General features: G+C 70.0%; 14 protein-coding genes and 1 pseudogene. 7 read left to right on the top strand and 8 right to left on the bottom strand.

Annotated features, from left to right (window positions below):
* Nucleotides 1-157 precede the first annotated feature (157 nt).
* The 4 genes from pstS to pstB all read left to right on the top strand — a co-directional run bounded on the left by pstS (nt 158) and on the right by pstB (nt 4,292).
* Nucleotides 158-1,288 carry a phosphate ABC transporter substrate-binding protein PstS gene (gene pstS / locus ACLHRZ_RS29565; protein WP_490421620.1) on the top strand — a complete coding sequence of 377 codons (1,131 nt, stop codon included), beginning with the start codon at nt 158-160 and terminating at the stop codon, nt 1,286-1,288.
* Nucleotides 1,289-1,402: 114 nt separating this feature from the next.
* On the top strand, nt 1,403-2,398 hold the full coding sequence (pstC, locus tag ACLHRZ_RS29560; RefSeq protein WP_490421619.1) for a phosphate ABC transporter permease subunit PstC: 996 nt from the start codon (nt 1,403-1,405) through the stop codon (nt 2,396-2,398).
* Nucleotides 2,395-3,480, top strand: coding sequence for a phosphate ABC transporter permease PstA (gene pstA, locus ACLHRZ_RS29555; protein WP_490421618.1), 1,086 nt, complete (start codon nt 2,395-2,397; stop codon nt 3,478-3,480). The genes pstC and pstA overlap by 4 nt, the downstream gene beginning before the upstream one ends.
* A 32-nt stretch (nt 3,481-3,512) precedes the next feature.
* Nucleotides 3,513-4,292 (top strand): phosphate ABC transporter ATP-binding protein PstB, encoded by a 780-nt coding sequence (gene pstB / locus ACLHRZ_RS29550; RefSeq protein WP_490421617.1) that lies wholly within the window; start codon nt 3,513-3,515, stop codon nt 4,290-4,292.
* Between the two features lie 153 nt (nt 4,293-4,445).
* Here the strand turns inward: pstB and ACLHRZ_RS29545 are convergent, their stop codons facing one another.
* The gene (locus ACLHRZ_RS29545) at nt 4,446-5,444 is read right to left on the bottom strand and encodes an inorganic phosphate transporter (protein ID WP_490421616.1); all 999 of its coding nucleotides are present in this window, start codon (nt 5,442-5,444) and stop codon (nt 4,446-4,448) included.
* A gap of 6 nt (nt 5,445-5,450) precedes the next feature.
* Complete coding sequence (locus tag ACLHRZ_RS29540; RefSeq protein WP_490421615.1) at nt 5,451-6,071, bottom strand: DUF47 domain-containing protein; 621 nt, start codon at nt 6,069-6,071, stop codon at nt 5,451-5,453.
* Between the two features lie 252 nt (nt 6,072-6,323).
* On the opposite strand from ACLHRZ_RS29540, the gene ACLHRZ_RS29535 reads away from it, so the two are divergent.
* Nucleotides 6,324-6,695: a metal-sensitive transcriptional regulator gene (locus ACLHRZ_RS29535; RefSeq protein ID WP_490421614.1), complete on the top strand. Its 372-nt coding sequence runs from the start codon at nt 6,324-6,326 to the stop codon at nt 6,693-6,695.
* A gap of 55 nt (nt 6,696-6,750) precedes the next feature.
* Here the strand turns inward: ACLHRZ_RS29535 and ACLHRZ_RS29530 are convergent, their stop codons facing one another.
* Nucleotides 6,751-6,933 (bottom strand): hypothetical protein, encoded by a 183-nt coding sequence (locus ACLHRZ_RS29530; RefSeq protein WP_490421613.1) that lies wholly within the window; start codon nt 6,931-6,933, stop codon nt 6,751-6,753.
* Nucleotides 6,934-7,059: 126 nt separating this feature from the next.
* The gene (locus tag ACLHRZ_RS29525) at nt 7,060-7,986 is read right to left on the bottom strand and encodes an SCO4651 family lipoprotein (RefSeq protein ID WP_490421659.1); all 927 of its coding nucleotides are present in this window, start codon (nt 7,984-7,986) and stop codon (nt 7,060-7,062) included.
* A 134-nt stretch (nt 7,987-8,120) separates the two neighbouring features.
* Here ACLHRZ_RS29525 and ACLHRZ_RS29520 point away from each other — a divergent pair, with 134 nt between their 5' ends.
* Together ACLHRZ_RS29520 and ACLHRZ_RS29515 are read left to right on the top strand one after the other, a co-directional pair.
* On the top strand, nt 8,121-8,288 hold the full coding sequence (locus tag ACLHRZ_RS29520; RefSeq protein ID WP_490421612.1) for a hypothetical protein: 168 nt from the start codon (nt 8,121-8,123) through the stop codon (nt 8,286-8,288).
* Nucleotides 8,289-8,430: 142 nt separating this feature from the next.
* Nucleotides 8,431-10,002, top strand: a complete 1,572-nt coding sequence (locus tag ACLHRZ_RS29515) for an FAD-binding oxidoreductase (protein ID WP_490421658.1) — start codon at nt 8,431-8,433, stop codon at nt 10,000-10,002.
* Between the two features lie 65 nt (nt 10,003-10,067).
* On the opposite strand, the gene ACLHRZ_RS29510 is transcribed toward ACLHRZ_RS29515, so the two are convergent.
* From ACLHRZ_RS29510 to ACLHRZ_RS29495, 4 genes and pseudogenes are all read right to left on the bottom strand, one after another.
* On the bottom strand, nt 10,068-10,766 hold the full coding sequence (locus ACLHRZ_RS29510) for a phosphatase PAP2 family protein (RefSeq protein WP_490421657.1): 699 nt from the start codon (nt 10,764-10,766) through the stop codon (nt 10,068-10,070).
* A 209-nt stretch (nt 10,767-10,975) separates the two neighbouring features.
* Nucleotides 10,976-11,983 (bottom strand): C40 family peptidase, encoded by a 1,008-nt coding sequence (locus ACLHRZ_RS29505; RefSeq protein ID WP_490421611.1) that lies wholly within the window; start codon nt 11,981-11,983, stop codon nt 10,976-10,978.
* 84 nt (nt 11,984-12,067) lie between these two features.
* Nucleotides 12,068-12,760: a hypothetical protein gene (locus ACLHRZ_RS29500; protein ID WP_490421610.1), complete on the bottom strand. Its 693-nt coding sequence runs from the start codon at nt 12,758-12,760 to the stop codon at nt 12,068-12,070.
* Between the two features lie 209 nt (nt 12,761-12,969).
* Nucleotides 12,970-13,614 (bottom strand): annotated as a pseudogene (locus ACLHRZ_RS29495) (serine/threonine-protein kinase); the annotation flags it as partial.
* Nucleotides 13,615-13,733: the final 119 nt, after the last annotated feature.

Below are 13,733 nucleotides of genomic sequence, written 5' to 3'. Positions count from 1 at the left end.
CTGCTTCACCTGATCTGCCTAATTTCGGCTGCGAGGGTGAGGAAACCGCACCGTCCAAGCGGCCTCCACCCGACACAGCCGGATCCCACGGCTGAACAGCAACACAAACCTCTCGCACGCCGCCCCAGCGGCGGCTCCCGGAAGGAACACCCCAACAGTGAAGCTTCAGCGCAAGAACCGGCTCCGCGCCGTCGCCTTCGGCGCCATCGCCGTCTCCGGCGCCCTGGTCCTCACGGCGTGCGGCTCGGACAACAACAGCGGCGGCTCCAGCGGTGGCGGCGACTCCACCAAGGCGGCCGGCAACATCAAGTGCGACGGCCAGGGCTCGCTGCTGGCCTCGGGCTCGTCGGCCCAGAAGAACGCCATGGACCTGTGGGTCAAGAACTTCACGGCTGCCTGCAAGAACATCCAGATCAACTACAAGCCCACCGGTTCGGGCGCGGGCATCCAGGAGTTCCTCCAGGGCAAGACCGCCTTCGCGGGCTCCGACTCGGCGCTCAAGCCGGACGAGGTCGAGAAGTCCAAGGGCGCCCTCAAGGGCGGCCAGGGCATCGACCTCCCGATGGTCGGCGGCCCGATCGCGATCGGCTACAACGTCCCGGGCGTGGACAACCTGGTCCTCGACGCCGACACCCTCGCCAAGATCTTCGACGGCAAGATCGAGAAGTGGAACGACGAGGCGATCGCCAAGCTCAACAAGGACGCCAAGCTCCCCGACCTGAAGATCCAGGCCTTCCACCGCTCCGACGAGTCGGGCACCACGGACAACTTCACCAAGTACCTCAAGGCCACGGCCGGCAAGTCGTGGCCGTACGAGTCCGGCAAGGCCTTCCCGGTCAAGGGCGGCCAGTCGGCCGACGGTTCGGCCGGTGTCTCCTCGCAGGTCAAGCAGACCTCGGGCGCCATCTCCTACTTCGAGCTGTCCTACGCGAGCGCCAACTCCATCAAGACGGTCAAGCTCAACACCGGCGCCTCCGCCCCGGTCGAGGCCACCTCGGACAACGCCTCCAAGGCGATCGCCGAGGCCAAGGTCACCGGCACCGGCCAGGACCTCGCGCTGCAGCTCAACTACAACACCAAGGCCGAGGGCGCCTACCCGATCACCCTGGTGACCTACGAGATCGTCGGCGACAAGGGCAACAAGCCCGAGACCCTCGCGGCCACCAAGTCCTTCCTCACCTACATCTCCAGCGAGGACGGCCAGTCCGTGCTGAAGGACCTCGGCTACGCCCCGCTGCCCGCCGAGATCGCCAAGAAGGTCCGCGACGCCGTCGCGAACATCTCCTGACCCGGGGCGGCCGGCCCCCTCCTCACCCGGGGGCCGGCCGCGCCATCCGGTGCACCGCCGCGCCAGGAGCCGTGAACCCCGACCGGGCCCGGCTCCGCAGACCGGAGAAACCCCATGGACATAACCCCCGCCACAGCAAGCCCACCGCCCTCACCGGGCAACGGCCCCTCCCACGCCCGACAGCCGGCCAAAACGGCCGCCCGCGCCGGTGACCGCGTCTTCCTCGCCCTCTCCCGGGGCTCCGGAATCCTGCTCCTGGTGATCATGGCCGCCATCGCGGTCTTCCTCACCGTCCGTGCCGCGCACGCCATCTCCCAGGACCAGGGCAACTTCTTCACCACCTTCGAGTGGAACGCCAACACCAACCCGCCGGTCTTCGGCATCGCGGTGCTGGCCTTCGGCACGATCGTCAGCTCGCTGATCGCCATGGTCATCGCCGTCCCGGTCTCCATCGGCATCGCGCTGTTCATCACGCACTACGCGCCGCGCAAGCTGGCCACCCCGCTGTCGTACGTCATCGACCTGCTGGCCGCCGTGCCCTCGATCGTCTACGGCCTGTGGGGCGCCCTCTTCCTGGTGCCGCACCTGGGCGGGCTCTACAGCTGGTTCAACGACTACCTCGGCTGGACCGGGATCCTCGCCTACCACGACGGCGCCGCCCGCTCGCTGTTCACCATCGGCATCCTGCTGGCGATCATGATCCTTCCGATCGTCACCAGCGTCAGCCGCGAGGTCTTCCGCCAGGCCCCCAAGATGCACGAGGAGGCCGCCCTGGCCCTCGGCGCCACCCGCTGGGAGGTCATCCGGCTGTCGGTCCTGCCCTTCGGCCGCTCGGGCGTCATCAGCGCCTCGATGCTGGGCCTCGGCCGCGCACTCGGCGAGACCATGGCCGTCGCGACGGTCCTCTCCCCCAGCTTCACCATCAGCACCAGCCTGCTGGACCCGGGCGGCGGCACGTTCGCCCAGAACATCGCCAGCAGCTTCAAGGAGTCCGGTGAGCTCGGCAAGGACGCCCTGATCGCCTCCGGTCTCGTCCTTTTCGTCCTCACCCTGCTGGTCAACGGCGCGGCCCGGATGATCATCGCCCGCCGCAAGGAGTACTCGGCATGAGCGGAGTGACCATGGACCACACGGCGACCGCCGAGGCCGGCGCCCCGCAGCCGCCGTCGAGCCTGCGCCAGCCGCGCCTCCCCCGCTGGACCCCCGCCGCCCTGGCCGCCGCCGCGGTCGCCGCCGGCACCGGCATCGGCCTCGGCGCCGGGCTGAGCAGCCACATACAGTGGGGCCTGATCGCGGCACTCCTCTACGTCGCCGCGATGTACGTCCTCGCCACCCGCGTCGAGGGCCGCCGCCAGGCCAAGGACCGGCTGGCCACCAGCCTCGTCTGGGTCTCCTTCGTCCTCGCGGTCGTCCCGCTGGTCTCCCTGGTCTGGGAGACCATCTCCCGCGGCGTGAAGGTCCTGGACGGCAACTTCCTCACCCACTCCATGGCCGGCGTCCTCACCATCCAGCCCGGCGGCGGCGTCTACCACGCCATCATCGGCACCCTGGAACAGGTCGGCATCGCCACCGCCTTCGCGGCCCCCGTCGGCCTGCTCACCGCGGTCTACCTGGTGGAGTACGGGCGGGGCCGGCTGGCCAAGGCCGTCACCTTCTTCGTCGACGTGATGACGGGCATCCCGTCCATCGTCGCGGGCCTGTTCATCCTGAGCTTCTGGATCCTCATGCTCGACAACGGCTACTCCGGCTTCGCCGGATCGATGGCCCTGGCGATCCTGATGGTCCCGGTCGTCGTCCGCTCCACGGAGGAGATGCTCAAGCTCGTGCCGAACGAGCTGCGCGAGGCCTCGCTCGCCCTCGGCGTGCCGAAGTGGCGCACGATCCTCAAGGTCGTCCTCCCCACGGCCATCGGCGGCATCGCCACCGGCGTGATGCTGGCCGTCGCCCGCATCGCCGGCGAGACCGCCCCGATCGTCCTCCTGGTCTTCGGCTCCCAGGTCATCAACAACAACCCGTTCGACGGAGCCCAGTCCTCCCTGCCGTACTACATCTACGAGCAGTGGGCGGCCGGCAACGAGGCCAGCTACGACCGCGCCTGGGCGGCGGCCCTGGTCCTCATCGCCTTCGTCATGATCCTCAACCTGGTGGCCCGCGGCATCGCCCGCTGGAAGGCCCCGAAGTCCAGCCGCTGACCGCGTCTGTTGTGAAAGAAGTAGTGATCCCCATGGCCAAGCGAATCGACGTCAGCGGCCTCTCCGCCTACTACGGCAGCCACAAGGCCATCGACGACATCTCCATGACCGTCGAGCCCCGCTCCGTGACCGCCTTCATCGGCCCCTCCGGCTGCGGCAAGTCCACCTTCCTGCGCACCCTCAACCGCATGCACGAGGTCACGCCCGGCGGCCGTGTCGAGGGCAAGGTGCTGCTGGACGACGAGAACCTCTACGGCCCCGGCGTCGACCCGGTCTCCGTGCGCCGCACGGTCGGCATGGTCTTCCAGCGGCCGAACCCCTTCCCGACCATGTCCATCTACGAGAACGTGGCCGCCGGCCTCCGCCTCAACGGCACCCGCGTCCGCAAGTCCGAGCTGGACACCGTCGTCGAGAAGTCGCTGCAGGGCGCCAACCTCTGGAAGGAGGTCAAGGACCGCCTCGACAAGCCGGGCGCCGGCCTCTCCGGCGGCCAGCAGCAGCGGCTGTGCATCGCCCGGGCGATCGCGGTCGAGCCCCAGGTCCTGCTGATGGACGAGCCCTGCTCGGCGCTCGACCCGATCTCGACGCTCGCCATCGAGGACCTCATAGGCGAGCTGAAGGAGCGGTTCACGATCGTCATCGTGACCCACAACATGCAGCAGGCGGCCCGCGTCTCGGACCGCACCGCCTTCTTCAACCTGGCGGGAGTCGGCCAGCCGGGCAAGCTCGTCGAGATCGACGAGACGGCGCGGATCTTCTCGAACCCGTCGGTCCAGGCCACCGAGGACTACATCTCGGGCCGCTTCGGATAGGACTCGCCTTGCGGCGCTGCATGGCGGTGCCGCCGCAACGGCGAAGGGCCCGTCCCCCCTGTTCGCACCAGGGAGGACGGGCCCACACTCACGGGGGCGCGCCCCGTCAGGGGCGCGGGGAACTGCGCGATCAGCCGAAAACGACCCGCAGCCTCACGCAAACGCCAGGTGACCGACCCAGAAGCAGAGCGCAGCGACACCGGCGGCAGCCGGCATGGTGATGAACCACCCCAGAATGATGTTCTTGGCAACACCCCAACGCACCGCGTTGACCCGCTTGGTCGCCCCGACGCCCATGATCGCCGAGGTGATGACGTGGGTCGTCGAGATCGGCGCCTGGAACAGGAACGCCGTCGAGAACATGACCGACGCACCGGTGGTCTCCGCGGCGAACCCCTGCGGCGGGTCCAGCTCGATGATCTTCCGGCCCAGCGTGCGCATGATGCGCCAGCCGCCCGCGTAGGTGCCGAGCGAGAGCATCACCGCACAGGCGATCTTCACCCAGACCGGGATCGGGTCGTCCGGTCCCTCGACGCCGCCGATGACCAGCGCCATCACCACGACACCCATCGTCTTCTGGGCGTCCTGCAGACCGTGGCCGAGGGCCATGCCCGCGGCCGACACGGTCTGGGCGATCCGGAAGCCGCGCTTCGCCTTGTGCGGGTTCGCCTTCCGGAACATCCACATGATGGCGACCATGACGAGGTAGCCCAGCACCAGACCGACGACCGGCGACAGGAACATCGGCAGGACGATCTTGTCCCAGACGCCCGTCCAGTAGACGGTCGACGATCCGGCGAGGGCCGCGCCCACCATGCCGCCGAACAGCGCATGGCTGGAGGAGGACGGCAGGCCGAAGTACCAGGTGACCAGGTTCCAGACGATCGCGCCGACCAGGGCGGAGAAGAGGATCAGCATCCCCTGGTTGCCGGTCGGTGTCTCGATCAGACCCTTGCTGACGGTGTGCGCGACGCCGCTACCGAGGAACGCACCGGCGAGGTTCATCACCGCGGCCATCGCGAGGGCCGCGCGCGGGGTCAGTGCCCGCGTGGAGACCGAGGTCGCGATCGCGTTCGCGGAGTCGTGGAAGCCGTTCGTATAGGTGAAGCCGAGCGCGACCGCGATGGTCACGACAAGTGCAAACGTATCCACCGGAGGTCAGGACTCCTTGACCGCGATGGTCTCGACGGTGTTCGCCACATGCTCGAACGCGTCGGCGGCCTCCTCCAGCACATCCACGACCTGCTTGAGCTTGAGCACCTCGATGGCGTCGTACTTGCCGTTGAAGAGCTGGGCCAGGAGCTTGCGGTGGATCTGGTCGGCCTGGTTCTCCAGCCGGTTGACCTCGATCCAGTACTCCGTGAGGTTCGTCATCGTGCGGAGGTTGGGCATGGCCTCGGCGGTCAGCTCCGCGGCCCGGGCCAGGACCTCGATCTGCTGCTCGACGCCCTTGGGCAGTTCGTCGATCTGGTAGAGGACGACCAGATCGACGGCCTCCTCCATGAAGTCCATGATGTCGTCGAGCGAACCGGCGAGGGCGTAGATGTCCTCGCGGTCGAACGGCGTGATGAAGGAGGAGTTCAGCTGGTGGAAGATCGCGTGCGTCGCGTCGTCCCCCGCGTGCTCCGCTGCCCGCATGCGCTCGGCGATCTCGGCCCGGGCGGAGGGCTCCGCGCCGAGCAGTTCCATCAGGAGCTTGGAGCCCGTGACGATGTTGTCCGCGGAGGCGGCGAACATGTCGTAGAAGCTCGTCTCCCTGGGGGTCAGACGAAAGCGCACGTGGGATCCTCGGGGTGCAGCGGAATCGGTCTCGTCGATGCTAGGCGCATCATCCGGCCACAGCTAACTGGCATTCCCTCAGTGTCGCCCATCGGGCAGAGTGCTCACCAAGGCGGTACCGCCTCCGACGGGGAATTTCGGTAGAATATACCCACAGGGGGTATACGAACCGGCTGTGACCGCGGTCCCGTGCACTGTGAATGCATTGTGGATGACCAGCGCAGATACGCCGGTGGAAGCACGGAGGGCAGCATGACGGCCACGGAGGCCACAGTGACCAGCACCACTGATCCGGCCACGGGGGCCTGCCACGGCGCACCGGAGACGTCCGGCGCGGCCGGCCCCCACGGCTACAGCAAGCAGAAGGACCAGCACCTCAAGCGGCTGCGCCGGATCGAGGGCCAGATCCGCGGTCTGCAGCGGATGGTCGAGGAAGACGTCTACTGCATCGACATACTCACGCAGGTGTCGGCGAGCACGAAGGCCCTGCAGTCGTTCGCGCTGCAGCTGCTGCAGGAACACCTGCGGCACTGCGTGGCGCAGGCGGCCGTGAAGGGGGGCGACGAGATCGATGCGAAGGTGGCGGAGGCCAGTGCCGCCATTGCGCGGCTGCTGCGGACCTAGCGTTGTGTTTCGGGTGCGGGCCGGTCGTGGCCGGTCGCGCAGTTCCCCGCGCCCCTTACGGGTCCGCCCCGTCCTCCCGTGGGGCCCATGGGCCCACACCCAGGACCTGGTCGATCCGGTCGGCGCTGAGCCGGTCCTCGTCGGCGCTGGATGCGGCGATCATCAAATCGCCGTAGAGGTCGATCTCGACGAGGGCCACGGGATCCGTCCCGCACGACGAACCGCGTCGCGAAACCACGTGATTCACCTCCTCGCGTTTCCCCGGGGCACCCCCTCGGGCCCCGGCTGTCCAGCGTAGTGAGCGGCTCCCACAGTGGGCATGACACAGATGGACCATTTCCATGGCCAACTGCGCCTCGCCGCACTATTTCTGGGGCGAGGCAACCGTCCCCGCATAGATATCTGCGGGTGCGGGCAGGGAAACTTCGGGCGCCGGACCGAAGGAGAACAGTTCGACCGTCGACACCACGGTCATCGGCGCCTCGGGCGCGGCGGACACCGCGGACGCGGCCGCCGCCGTGGTCACCCTCCCCCGGCTCGCCGGGGCCCCGGCCTCGGCCACCCCGAAGCGGTAGCGCAGCAGGTGGGGCCTGCCCTCGCCGTCCACGTACGCATCGAACGCGACCGTCCCGCTGGAGAACCCTTTCGCCGCGGCCGCCAGCGCCGCCCGGTCCCGCTCGGGCGCCGTCCGGGCCGCGCGGCCGAGGTCGATCGTCCCCCAGTAGTGCGCCACCTGCTCACCGTCGAGCTGTTCGGACCCCGCATAGGCCACCCCCCGTGCCCCGCCCAGCAGTTCCACCGCGGCCAGCGGATCCGTGGCGCCGCTGGTGAGCAGGTCGCCGTCGGCGAGCGAACCCGCGTCGAGCCGGACCCACTTGCCCGTGGGCACGCCCGCGCCCCGGTTCTTCATGTACAGCGCGCCCGGCGTGAAGACCTCGGTGATCGGCCGGTGTTCCGCGGCGCCCTCGGCGTCCTCGGGCAGCATCACGGTCAACTGCCCGACGGGCCGGGAGAAGTCGTAGACCCCCTGCCCGTGGATGGTCAGCCGGGTGCCCCCGCTGACCGTCTCCATCGACGTACGCACCCGCGCACCGCCCGAGCGGGCGAGGACCCCGGCGGCCCGGCGCACCGCGGTGAGCGCCTGGCTCGGCTCGCCCGGGCCGAGCGCCTGGCGGACCTGCCCGGCGGCGGCGTGCTTGCCGTCCTGCCCGGCCGCGGCCCGCTGCGGATCGGCGCACCCGGACACCAGCAGGGCCGCTGCGACCCCGCCCGCCACCGCGCCGGCGGCCATCGCGACCGTGCGTCTGCGTCCGTGTCCGCGCACCGCCATGTCCGTAAAGCCCCCTGTCCGCCGCACGCGAGATGGAACCCGTCCTTTTCAACGACCGCTCCCTCGTCGCCGTCACGGGCGGGTAGCGTGGTCGCGTGTCCGAAGCAGCCCCCGCGCGCCCACGCGCGCAGCACTCGACCAGCACCAGCGAACGCGGCTCGTTCTGCTCGGCCCGCTGCACCTGCGGCTGGCACGGGCCTGCCCGCCGGGCCCGCTCCCTGGCCCGCGAGGACGCCGAGACCCACCTCGCCGCCGCGGGATGACCGTCAGGGGTGTCCGACGGGTGATCATGAGATGACGTGAGACGGCACCGGGTCTCCCCCGGCCGGAACCAGCTGCCCCGGCGCACCATCTGACTCACCGCGGGGACAGGGAATCGCGGTGCGTCAAGGGGGAGACATGGCCATCAACAGGCGCCAACTGCTGGCAGCGGGCACGGGTCTGACGGGGACCGGCATCTGGGCCGCCTCCTGCGACGGCGCGGCGGGCCGGACGGCCCCCGGCCACATGGCCGGCGCCGGCAGCACCGGAGCCCCCTCCGCCAAGGCCGCGGCCGCCGACTGGACGGCCCTGGCCAAGGGCCTCTCCGGCGGCCTCGTCCGCCCCGGCGACGCCGACTACGCCACGGCCCGCCGGCTCTACAACACCCGCTACGACGGGCTGCGCCCCGCCGGCATCGCCTACGTCGCGGGCGCCCCCGACATCGCCGCCTGCCTGGCCTTCGCGCGCCGCTTCTCCATACCCGTCTCCATACGCAACGGCGGCCACAGCTACGCGGGTTGGTCGAGCGGCGACGACCGGCTCGTCCTCGACGTCTCCCGGCTGAGGACCGTCCGCACGGGCTCCGCCACGACCGCCGTCATCGGCGCGGGCGCCAAGCTCATCGACGTCTACACAGGCCTGGCCGCGCACGGCGTCACGATCCCCGGCGGTTCCTGCCCCACCGTCGGCATCTCCGGCCTCACCCTCGGCGGCGGCCACGGCATCCTCTCCCGGGCCTACGGCCTGACCTGCGACAACCTCACCGGTGCCACCCTCGTCACCGCCGACGGCAAGACCGTCGACTGCGACGCGGACCACCACACGGACCTCTTCTGGGCCCTGCGCGGCGCGGGCAACGGCGCCTTCGGCGTCGTCACCGAGCTGCGCTTCCGCACCCGCCCGGCGGGCAACGGCGTCACCGGCTACGTCTCCTTCCCCTGGTCCAGGGCCGCGGGAGTGCTGCGCGCCTGGCAGGAGTGGGGGCCGACGCTCCCCGACGAGATCTGGTCCGCGTGCGACCTGTCCGCCACGGCAGGCGGCAAGCCGCGGATATCCGTGGCGGCCTTCACCCTGGGCAGCCGGGGCGACCTCGAGAACGCCCTGGACCAGCTGATCGAGAACACCGGGGGCTCCCCCGCGGGCACCCCGCCCCGGCTGCGGAGCCACTCCTACCTCGACACCGTGCGCGCCTATGCCGGCTGCGGCGACAAGTCCGCCGAGCAGTGCCACCTCCCCGGCACCGTCCCCGGCCACGACACCGAGGGCAGCCTGGGGCGCGAGACCTACGCGGCGCGCTCGGACTTCTACGACCGCTCGCTGAGCGAGGACGGCATCAGCACGCTGCTCGGCCAGCTGGAACGTTTCAGCACAAGCGGCGGCAGCGGCGGCGCCTCCGTACAGCTGACCGCGCTGGGCGGCGCCGTCAACCGCGTCCAGCCGCTGGCCACGGCCTTCGTCCACCGCCGCTCCCGCTTCCTGGCCCAGTACCTGGCCTCCTGGCAGGAGGGCGGCTCCGGCGCCCCGCAGATGTCCTGGCTGAACGGCATCCACGCGGCCATGCTCCGGCACGCCTCGGGCGCGGCGTACCAGAACTACGCGGACCCGGCGCTCAAGGACTGGCGGCAGGCGTACTACGGCAGCGCGGCGGACAGCCTGAAGAAGATCAAGAACAACTACGACCCGGACAGGGTCTTCGACTTCCCGCAAGCACTGTGAAAAACCGCGCCCCGTAAGGGGCGCGGGCTCCTTTCACTATGCGGCTCCGCCGCGTGGGCGCGAGCTCAGGCAGCGAGGTCGTTGTGCCGCCGCCCCACGGCCCCGGGCTGATCCGGTACCGCCACCAGCGGCACCGGCGCCCCCGGCGCCCGCACCAGCCACCCGCCCCGCGACCGCGCAACCCGCCCCGCAAGCGGCGTCAGCAGCATCATCGCCAGCGGCGCGAGCAACAGCGTGACGGCCGTCCCGAGGGCCAGCCCGCCGATGACGTCCGTCGGGTAGTGCACGCCGAGGTACACCCGGCTGAACCCCTCGAACAGGGCCAGGGCGATACCGAGGAACCCGTACTTCCGGTTCGCTACGAACAAGCCGACCCCCAGGGCCATGGCCAAGGTCGCATGGTCGCTGACGAACGAGAAGTCGGTCTTCCCCTTCACCAGGACGTCCAGCCCCTGGTGGTCGAGGAACGGCCGCGGCCGTCTGACGAACCCTCTGATCGGGATGTTCACCAGCACCGCGATCCCCGCGGCGAGCGGCGCCCAGGCCAGCGCGGCCATCGCCGGCACCGCGTCGCCCTTCTTGCGCACGCTCCACCAGGCACAGACCATCAGCACGCAGAGCCCGATCAGGATCCCGTACTCGCCGACGAACTCCATGACCTTGTCCGCCCAGTTGGGCGCGCCCTTGGCCATGCCGTTGATGTCGTACAGCAGACCGACGTCCGGGTTCGAGCCCCCCTGGGCCTCCGGCACGGTGTACCCCATCGCGAGTCCAGCCACTGCCCGGCCCCTTGTCTGTCGCCTGTGCCTACATCCCGCTGCTGACCCCCGTGGTCGTGCGCCGCAGCGACGGCGCTGCCGCTGCTGTCCACTTCCATGGAACGCCCTGATCCGGCCAGGCGTTCCACTCTCCACTCAATGATCACCAGGACGTTACCCAAGGGTGACTCGCACCCGCCTCCCGGGGCGGGCGTTCAGACCCCGTTGGCCTTGGGCAGCGCCCTCGCCCCGTCCGCGGTGACCCGGGTGGCACCGATGTAGTCGGGCATATCGATCTTGTCGAACCGGATGACGGCCCCCGTGTACGGCGCATTGATCATGTACCCGCCGCCGACGTACAGCCCCACGTGGTGGATGGACCGGGGGTCCTTCAAGTCGTGCGCGAAGAACACCAGGTCCCCCGGCAGCAGCTGGTCCCGGCTCGGGTGTGGCCCGGCGTTCCACTGGTCGTTGGCCACGCGCGGCAGCTCGATCCCGACGGACTCGTACGCGGCCTTGGTCAGCCCCGAACAGTCGAACCGCCCGTTGTCCTCCTTGCCGCCCTCCCCGCCCCACAGGTACGGGGTGCCCAGCTTCTCCTGCGCGAAGTAGATCGCGGCAGCCGCCTGCTGCGAGGGCGGCGCCACCCGCCCGATGGGCCGGGCGAAGCTCTTGGCGAGCGTACGGATCTCCTTCACATAGCCCTGCGTCTCACTGATCGACGGCACTCCGCCGGCGCTGATGACGTTGTACGGGCCGGAGTTGTAGGCGGCGAGCATGTTGTCGGTGAGGTCACCGCCCACCTTCTTCACATCGCCCGACAGCGCGCAGTCGTAGCGGGCGGCCGACGGAATCGCATCACCCGGGTCCCAGATGTCCGCCTTGCCGTCCCCGTCGGCGTCGAACCCGTAGATGGCCCACGTCTCGGGAATGAACTGCGCTATCCCCCGCGCATCGGCCGGACTGACCGCCTTCGGGTCCCAGTTGCTCTCGGTGTAGAGCTGCGCCGCGAGGATGGCCGGGTTGAGGGCCGGGCAGAGGTTCCCCCACTTCTGCACCAGCGGCAGATACTGCGCGGGCACCGCCCCCTCGGCCAGCCCCACGGCCCCCGACCCCGGAGTGCCCAGCTTCCACGCGGCCGTGTACACGCCGAGCACGAGCAGCGCCAGGAACGCCGCGAACAGCCCGAAGGCCGCCCCGCCCACCACCCAGATCTTCCGCACCCGTCAACCTTCCCCCACGCAGACTCCTCGCACTGCAGTTTTCAGGGTTCGTCAGGTGCGTGTCTATGCCGCCTGCTTCACGGGCTAGTTCACCGTGAAGCCGTCACAGGAGATGCCGGCATACTCACCAGGGCTCTTGACGTGGTAGAAGAGCACGGTCCAGTTGCCCGGATCGTTCCCGGTCGGGATGCCGCCGCCGATGGACTTGCCGCGCACGAACTGCCGGAAGTCGTCGGGGTAGGTGAGGCCGGCCCACTGCTTCGGATCCTTCGTGAAGAGGTCGACCGGCTTGCTGGTGTACCCCATGTCAAGGTTCTGCTGAAGCAGTCCCGCGATCGGCTTGCCGGTGTCCGAGTCGATCTCGTGCGGAGGCTTGACGGCCACGGACACGAAATAGGGCTTGCCGAGGGCCGGATCGGCGAACTTGAGACGGAACGAGACCTTGACCTTGCCGTCGTGGACGTCGCCGACCGCCATCTGGAAGCCGGAGGCGCGCTCTTCGGAGGGCAGATTGCACGTCCCGCCGGCGAGGCCGTTGCCGTTGGGGGTCCAGTAGTCGCGGTTGGGGTTGGTGGCCTCGATGTAGCCGGGCTCGTTACCGGTGGAAGGCGCGGAGGCGGAGGAAGGGACGGCGGAAGGGGCGGAAGAGGGCGTACTGCCCGCCGTCGTAACGTCCTTGGCACCCGTGCTCGCCTTCGCATGCGACCCGTCCGTCGCCCACAGGGCGACTCCCGTCCCGACGCCGAACGCGGCCACGGCCGCCACGACAGCGAGCAACGTCTTCTTCCGCCGGACGACGGGACGACGCCGGGCACGAACGTCGGTACATAAGCGCCGGCCGGCTGCGGCACGGCGTGCTGCCCGCCCCCTGCCAGCTCCCGGTACACCGGATCGTCCACCAGCGCCGATGTCACCCCGCACCGGGCGATGATCTGCGCGGGCGCGGGCCGCTTCCCCGGCTCCGCCGCCGTGCAGGCCCGTATCAACTCGGCGAGCCGCGGCTCCACTCCGGCCACGTCGACCTCGCCGTGCACCACACGGTAGGTGACGGACTCCAGCGTCCCCGGCCCGTACGGCGGCCGGCCCGTGGCGACGCACGCCATGGTCGCGCCGAGCGCGAAGACGTCCGACGCCGTGCCGACCTGATCGTGCGTGATCACCTCGGGTGCGGTGTAACCGGGCGTACCGGGCGCGGAGCCCGCCTGCGTCAGCGCCGTCTGCTCCGCGCCCCGCGCGATCCCGAAATCGATCAACTTGGGCCCGACGGGCGAGAGGAGGACGTTGTGCGGCTTGAGATCCCGGTGCAGCACACCGTGCTCGTGCACCTGCGCAAGCGCCTCGGCCAGCGCGGCGAACAGCCGGAAGCACGTCTCGGCGGGCAGCGCACCGCGCTCCGCCGTGGCCTGGACGAGCGTGGGCCCGGGCACGTACTCGGTCGCGAGCCAGTACGGCGGTGCGGCGAGCGACGAGTCGATCAACTGCGCGGTGTACGCGCTCCGTACGGCCTTGACGGTCTCGACCTCACGCCGGAACCGCGCCATGGCCTCGGGCGACCCGGCGAAGTCCTCGCGGATGACCTTGATGGCCACTTGCCGCCCGCCCTGCGTCCGGCCGAGATACACCTGCCCCATGCCGCCCGCCCCGATGCGGGCGAGAACCGTGTGCGTACCGATGCTGGTGGGGTCCTGGGGACGTAGCTCTTCCACGGCGGTGGACTCTGTCATACGTGCGTCCGGCCGGACGCACTCGC

It is taken from the genome of Streptomyces sp. AM25 (assembly GCF_058146165.1).
Note: the sequence above shows the minus strand (reverse complement) of the source record. Positions and strands in the feature narration are given on the sequence as shown.

Excerpts from the sequence above, each read along its gene's own strand:
- pstC (WP_490421619.1), top strand. The coding sequence starts at position 1,403 with ATGGACATAACCCCCGCCACAGCAAGCCCACCGCCCTCACCGGGCAAC.
- pstA (WP_490421618.1), top strand. The coding sequence starts at position 2,395 with ATGAGCGGAGTGACCATGGACCACACGGCGACCGCCGAGGCCGGCGCC.
- pstB (WP_490421617.1), top strand. The coding sequence starts at position 3,513 with ATGGCCAAGCGAATCGACGTCAGCGGCCTCTCCGCCTACTACGGCAGC.
- ACLHRZ_RS29535 (WP_490421614.1), top strand. The coding sequence starts at position 6,324 with ATGACGGCCACGGAGGCCACAGTGACCAGCACCACTGATCCGGCCACG.
- ACLHRZ_RS29525 (WP_490421659.1), bottom strand. The coding sequence starts at position 7,986 with ATGGCCGCCGGCGCGGTGGCGGGCGGGGTCGCAGCGGCCCTGCTGGTG.
- ACLHRZ_RS29510 (WP_490421657.1), bottom strand. The coding sequence starts at position 10,766 with ATGGGGTACACCGTGCCGGAGGCCCAGGGGGGCTCGAACCCGGACGTC.